General features: G+C 45.3%; 7 protein-coding genes. 1 reads left to right on the forward strand and 6 read right to left on the reverse strand.

Features of this window, described 5'->3' with window-relative positions; all coding sequences use genetic code 11:
* The 4 genes from H6F50_RS16545 to H6F50_RS16560 form a co-directional block, all read right to left on the reverse strand.
* Nucleotides 1-1417 (reverse strand): DUF3854 domain-containing protein (locus H6F50_RS16545; RefSeq protein ID WP_190429542.1); only part of this gene is annotated, 1417 nt, incomplete at its 3' end.
* Nucleotides 1414-1566, reverse strand: coding sequence for a hypothetical protein (locus H6F50_RS16550; protein WP_190429543.1), 153 nt, complete (start codon nucleotides 1564-1566; stop codon nucleotides 1414-1416). The genes H6F50_RS16550 and H6F50_RS16545, both read right to left, overlap by 4 nt.
* 198 nt (nucleotides 1567-1764) lie before the next feature.
* Nucleotides 1765-2310, reverse strand: coding sequence for a hypothetical protein (locus H6F50_RS16555; protein WP_190429544.1), 546 nt, complete (start codon nucleotides 2308-2310; stop codon nucleotides 1765-1767).
* Nucleotides 2311-2405: 95 nt separating this feature from the next.
* The gene (locus H6F50_RS16560) at nucleotides 2406-2573 is read right to left on the reverse strand and encodes a hypothetical protein (protein ID WP_190429545.1); all 168 of its coding nucleotides are present in this window, start codon (nucleotides 2571-2573) and stop codon (nucleotides 2406-2408) included.
* Between the two features lie 333 nt (nucleotides 2574-2906).
* On the opposite strand from H6F50_RS16560, the gene H6F50_RS16565 reads away from it, so the two are divergent.
* The gene (locus H6F50_RS16565) at nucleotides 2907-3083 is read left to right on the forward strand and encodes a hypothetical protein (RefSeq protein WP_190429546.1); all 177 of its coding nucleotides are present in this window, start codon (nucleotides 2907-2909) and stop codon (nucleotides 3081-3083) included.
* Between the two features lie 540 nt (nucleotides 3084-3623).
* On the opposite strand, the gene H6F50_RS16570 is transcribed toward H6F50_RS16565, so the two are convergent.
* The gene (locus H6F50_RS16570) at nucleotides 3624-3902 is read right to left on the reverse strand and encodes a DUF3854 domain-containing protein (RefSeq protein WP_347277174.1); all 279 of its coding nucleotides are present in this window, start codon (nucleotides 3900-3902) and stop codon (nucleotides 3624-3626) included.
* A gap of 87 nt (nucleotides 3903-3989) precedes the next feature.
* Nucleotides 3990-5087 (reverse strand): DNA cytosine methyltransferase, encoded by a 1098-nt coding sequence (locus H6F50_RS16575; RefSeq protein WP_190429548.1) that lies wholly within the window; start codon nucleotides 5085-5087, stop codon nucleotides 3990-3992.
* Between the last annotated feature and the right edge of the window lie 444 nt (nucleotides 5088-5531).

A 5531-nucleotide genomic window follows, 5' to 3' on the forward strand; every position in this document is an offset into this window, starting at 1 on the left:
TGGGACGCATTCCGTCTTTATTACAGGTCTTGCTAGTGAGGAGGTTTCGCAGCACTTGGCAAACTTCATCAATCACCAGATCGCATCCAGCAAACTTTTCCAGATCGATGGCGAACAAAGACTCGACACAAGACCCTAAACGGCAAGTCGGTTGTCCATCTGAAGTGAGGTAATATCCGCCCCCCTTGTCGGCATCAGTTCGCCAGGTGTACCTTAGTCTTCCTGCCAACGACCGACCCAGGAAAATTCGGTGGGTTAAGCTAAGTAAGGATTTGGACTGAGCTGTTATTTGAGAAATTAACTTAGTTTTGCCGCTGCCTTTGGGTGACACAATCGCAATAATTCCAGAGTCGGGAACCTGTAAACCGATGATACTGAGGTCGGGTGCGTTCAGAACTTCATCAGCGATGTAAGTCAGCGATCGCTCTTGTCGCTTCGTCCATTCCCACTCTGGAAGTGGGAGAGCGTTGGAATAAACTTCATCAAAGGCTGCCTGTCCATTGGCAACGATAAAATCGTCAACGCCCTTCTGAAGAGCGCTCCATTTGATGACAAGCACGTTGCAACCAGCATTGGCAAAGAGCTTCCCAGTTTTGGCGATCGCTGAGTTTACTGCTGCAACTGTTTTCGGTTTGGTGTCGTGGTCAAAGCAGAAATAAATGAGTCGCCCCTCGGTAGCGAACAACTGTAGCTCTGGAATCAAGGTGGCTATGGAACCAATCACTCGCCGACCATTCCAGATACCTGGCAAGCCAACCGCTGCATATCCGGCTGATAACAATGACCCGGCTTTTTTAACCCCTTCAGTCAGAACAATTGGGAGATTATTTTTTAACACCCACGCCCAAAAACCTTTATCCTCAGACCTCCTGAGTTGTTTCTGATGGGTCTGAAGCTTCAATTTAAGGGGTCTAGGACGCTTGCACTTGAGAGCCTTTCTTGAACTTTCAAAGCCCTTTGCTGGTGATTGAAAGTGTGGAAATCTTTTCCAGTATTCGGTTTCAAGTCCATATTGCCTAGCAATTCTGAGGCTGATTTTGAAGCTAATTCGTAGGAAAAATGCTCGTGTGGCTTGCCCCGGTGGATGCTCGTATTTAACCAATTTCCCTTTCGCGTTCTTACGCGGCAAGTCTGGCTTTAAGCAGCCCCACTCCTCCATCGGTTGCCAGTTGTTTAAGGGGTCTAACCCATTGCACCACCAGCCACCTGCTTCAATGTGCCCGTAACTTTTCCGCAGCGATCTCCACTGTGCATCGCGATGAACTTTACCGAATGCCTTCTGCGGATCGGGAACGAGAAATCTGTACGCTTCATCCCCACTTAGCGATCGCACGTTCAGCGCGATGAGCGCATCATCGATGGCGCTTGCCCGCCATTCGTCAAAGTGATTGTTTCCATAAGAGTGCGGAAGAGTCATGCCCAAACCCCCGTCCGCGCTTGGATTTTTTCGAGGACTTGAATTGGCGATAGCGATCGCTGCTTCTGTTTTTTAAAATTTGAAAGCTTTGCAAGGATTAGTTCTTTTACGCCCTGTGCGGTAAATTGGGAGAAATATTCTCTTTTCATGGGTTGCCTTTTTCGTGTATTTGGGGGCAGCCCATCTGTTTTTATGACTTCTTATCAGTCGCGGCGACTGAAAACTGCTAGGTTAGTGATTAAGTATTGTGTTTGGGCTGTTGATCCCAAAATTTGATTAAGCGGTCTAAGTGCGCGTAACAGTTCTGTTGTTGTTGCCTAGCAGTGAAGCCGTAAAACCAGATAGGGTTAAGCAGCCTTTTTCTTTTTTGCTAGAGCAGTGTCACTCGCCATCTGCTGTCGCGCTCGTCTCGGTTTCAGGCGATCTATTTTGCGAGTTTTGATATAAGCATTGATAGTGGTAATCGGCTTTCTGGTTAACCCCGTGTCTTTCCACTCCGAGGATGACTGCTCTGAGTACGTGCGTTTGCAGAGTATCTTATGTAAGCCGCCAGCCCTATCTCCAAGCAAAAAACACTCTTGTTCGTGTTCGCAAGAGAGATCGGGTTCGTGTTTGGAAGCAGTGGCAGCCGTTCTTTTAGAAAACGGTTGATGAGTTATTCCGCAGCTTCCAGCAAAGTCGAAGCGATCAAGCCAAAACCTCAAATTATAGGCATCGCATCTGCCTACGAAATCGGGTTCTTTCAGCCTTTCGGGCGGCTCAGTCAGTTGGGTATCAAAGGCTTGCTGTACGAGAACGGCAAAAGTTTGTGGAGAAGCGATCATTTCCGGCTCGTCTGCCGAAAGTGTCACCAAAATAGTGACAAGATCGCTAAAAAAAGCGACAATAAGCATATCAGCTCTTCCTTAAGGGCTTAAAGAACTCTTGGGACGCTTTCCGCCGGCAAGCAAGAAGCGTTTCAGATTAACTTTCCAGCAAACCTCAGTAGCTAACTAGCCACTGGGGTTTCGCTGTTTTCAGAGGACTCAACATAATTGTTGAGCGCTTTACGAATCACTTCCGAGCGTCTTAGGGCTAATCTTTTGGCAACCACCTTGAGTTTTATATCTAAAGATACAGGGAGCCTTTGGGAGATTTGCACCTCATTCTTTTCCATCCCTAAACCTCAGTGGGATACGTTTTCAAACCATATCTTATCACTGAACAGCTTCTAAGAAGCAACCTCTGCAATCACCTAAGAGACAAGGTTTCTATAGCTTCTCTGCCCGTTTGTCTTACAAAGGTTAGCAAGGCTCTCATGTGTTACTTGCGGCAGGTTCGCGGGAAGGCGGGAAGAGTAATTTTATTTACGGAAGAAAGAAGAAAAGCGATTGATTATATAATATTCTCTAAATAATAAAAAATAGTTCCAGTTAGAAATATCCTGATTTCGCAATCAGGTTAGGAAAGGTATTTTTTTAAATTTGCTTGCTTTGCGCGGTAGCGTTTTTTGGCTAAAACCCTGCCAAATTTTATTGAGTTTTGGATAAAACCCATAAGATTCACTTTGCCAATATTGCTGAAACTCTTGTGGGGCAAAGGTTTTGACAAAACAAAAAAAACTCAATTTTTAAGTTTAGTTTTAGAGGAAAACTCAAAAAAGGCATTTTATAAAATAAAAGTCTGATTGTTTATTTCTATTCCCGGTCAAATTAGGCCTTACTTTCGCATCAGGCGCAAAAAATGGCTCTAGCAGTTTTTCTATCCCCAATCACCAAAAGCTTTTCAAATTTGCTAATACCGATTTATCGCAAATATTCTAAACTTAAGCTTAGAATCTACATAGTAAAGGGAGTAATTTCTCCTATCAAACGAATTTTTATCTTGGCTTTTTCTCAAAAAAATCGTAAATATAGTATTTGCAATTAAATTTTAGGGATTTATGATGGGAACAAAAGTAGTATCGGCTCTAGGTAGGCAGAAGCCTTACCAGAAAAGCAGTTGAACGCCATTGGACTCGGTTTTAAGCATCGTCGTAAAATTAATAAATCTTTACATTAGAAAAAGTATTTTTTGCTCAATCGTTGCGCTCGTGCCTCGAAAAGAGTTGTCTTGTTAGCCCAGTAGCGTTCTAGACCTGTGAAAGCCTTCAAGGCGTTCGCCGATGACCTGATACGGCACAATCGTAGAGATTTCCAGAATTCCATTGCGGAAAGGGAGCAGTTGTTTAGGCGATCGCTCGCTGATTGTCAGGACTGCGATATCCGTGAAACTGCTGTTCTAGTTTCTTGAGCCACTCACGATAAGACGTAGCGTTATTCAGAACTTCGTCCCATTTCTCTTGACCATGAGCCACGATGAAATTATCACAGCCCTTCCCCATCTGTAAGTCCCAACTGATAATGCGGACAATCGCTTTGGCAATATTGAGAAGATGACCCAAGAACTTGAATGTGGATTGGACTTCGGCCTTGACCACAATATCAGCGTCAAAGGCTAAGTCAATAGCTCATCCTGAGGTAACGAAAGGTTGTCAGGTCGGTATCAGAGTCCGTTTCTTTTGTTGACATTCCGATCCACCTTGGGCGATCGCTTAAGGTGAGTAAAGTTGCTGTGCAAAGTGCGGCGGTACGCTATAACCCAGAAGCGAGCCTGCCACATCGATTCGTTCGGGTAAGTAATACCAGTTAGGGAAACCTTGAAGCCGCGCTGCTGCTTCCACCGTTAATCTTTTAACCGTGCCATCACAAAACCACAAATCAATAAACCGGCTGCGAACACCTTGCCTCTGGTCTGTAAAGATGGCTCTCTTAATCGTCCAGATTGGCTCCGTAGGTTCCCTCAGTTTTGGTAAAGCGTTCCTAAACCCGATTCGCTCAATCAGCAGAGCTGGAATCCCCGGACAAATCGCCAGCTTCTCCTCAAGTACCTTCTGTTGATTTGGGAGAAGTTGAGATGAGGGCAGCGATGGGATTAAATCTTTAACAAACTCATACCACCCCACCCGGCCTTGCTTGGGTGGTAGCCCTGGCGCTTTTCCTCTTGCGGCTTTGACAATCAATCGCTTTCGAGACTGAGGAACCCCATAATCTGCCGCATCCAGCACAGCGGCTGTTATCTGATATCCCAACCCTACAAGCTCATCCTGAATAATCTGCCATGATTTGGATTGTCTATATCCTGATACGTTCTCCAGCGTGAAACATTTGGGCTGCAATACCCGTATAGCAGTGGCTACAGCAGTTGCTGCTTCCCGGTCTACTGATTGCTCAGTGCCGTTTCCCAGCGCCTTACTAAAGTTTGAGCAGACCGGAGAAGCGTGCAGATAATCCGGCTGGGGGAATCCGCAGAAACCAACCGCAGCAAGTTCTTGAACCGTTTGTTGAACGACCTTAGTGCCATAGGGTTTAAAGTTCAGGGATAACGAGGCTGCAAGTGCGGCAGAGAGTTCTGTTAGATTGGGGTCGCATTCCACGCTCAAGACAGGTCTAACACCAGCCATGACCATGCCAGCTTCTACACCACCGCCTCCAGCAAACAGTACGACAGCCGTTGGAGCATTATCCGGTAGGGTGGGAGCATGACCTAAATATTTGAGTACCTTTTGGCGTTTTTGACCGTCAGCGGTTTTATAAGTTTCGACCAGGTAACGGTAAGGTTGACCTTTAATAATTTTAGTTCGGATAAACATAACCGGAGTGCCTAACTCTAGGGTTATTAGGCATTTTACTAATCAGTTTGGTTTGGGTCAATTAACTGGAGTGCCTAACTCTAGGGTTATATTGGCGCAAATATAGCGAAGCTGACACCAGCCGCAAAGTAGGAATTGGAATGCTTGTCAGATAAAGGTTTCAGCCTTGTGTTGAGCCAAATTTGGGTTCTCAGAATGCAACCACAAAAAGTCAGATATGGCAGAGTTGGGTCATTACTCTCCGCTCTAGTTGCTCCTAATACGGTGAAGCTACAAAAAGGGTCGATTTAGTACATAGCTACTAATTGATACAACATTAACTCAAATGCCAACTTTAGGGCGAAAGTAGGGAAGATAGCCCTAAAGTTGATTGATTTTTCAGGGGGTCTGAGTATAACTCCTCTAGCTACTCAACAATCGAAAGTTGGTAAAATTGCCAATTCA

The organism is Coleofasciculus sp. FACHB-712 (genome assembly GCF_014695635.1).
Taxonomy (GTDB): domain Bacteria; phylum Cyanobacteriota; class Cyanobacteriia; order Cyanobacteriales; family FACHB-T130; genus FACHB-T130.

Bases quoted from the DNA above. Each gene is read 5' to 3' on its own strand.
- H6F50_RS16575 (WP_190429548.1), bottom strand. From the start codon at position 5,087: ATGTTTATCCGAACTAAAATTATTAAAGGTCAACCTTACCGTTACCTG.
- H6F50_RS16560 (WP_190429545.1), bottom strand. From the start codon at position 2,573: ATGGAAAAGAATGAGGTGCAAATCTCCCAAAGGCTCCCTGTATCTTTA.
- H6F50_RS16550 (WP_190429543.1), bottom strand. From the start codon at position 1,566: ATGAAAAGAGAATATTTCTCCCAATTTACCGCACAGGGCGTAAAAGAA.
- H6F50_RS16555 (WP_190429544.1), bottom strand. From the start codon at position 2,310: ATGCTTATTGTCGCTTTTTTTAGCGATCTTGTCACTATTTTGGTGACA.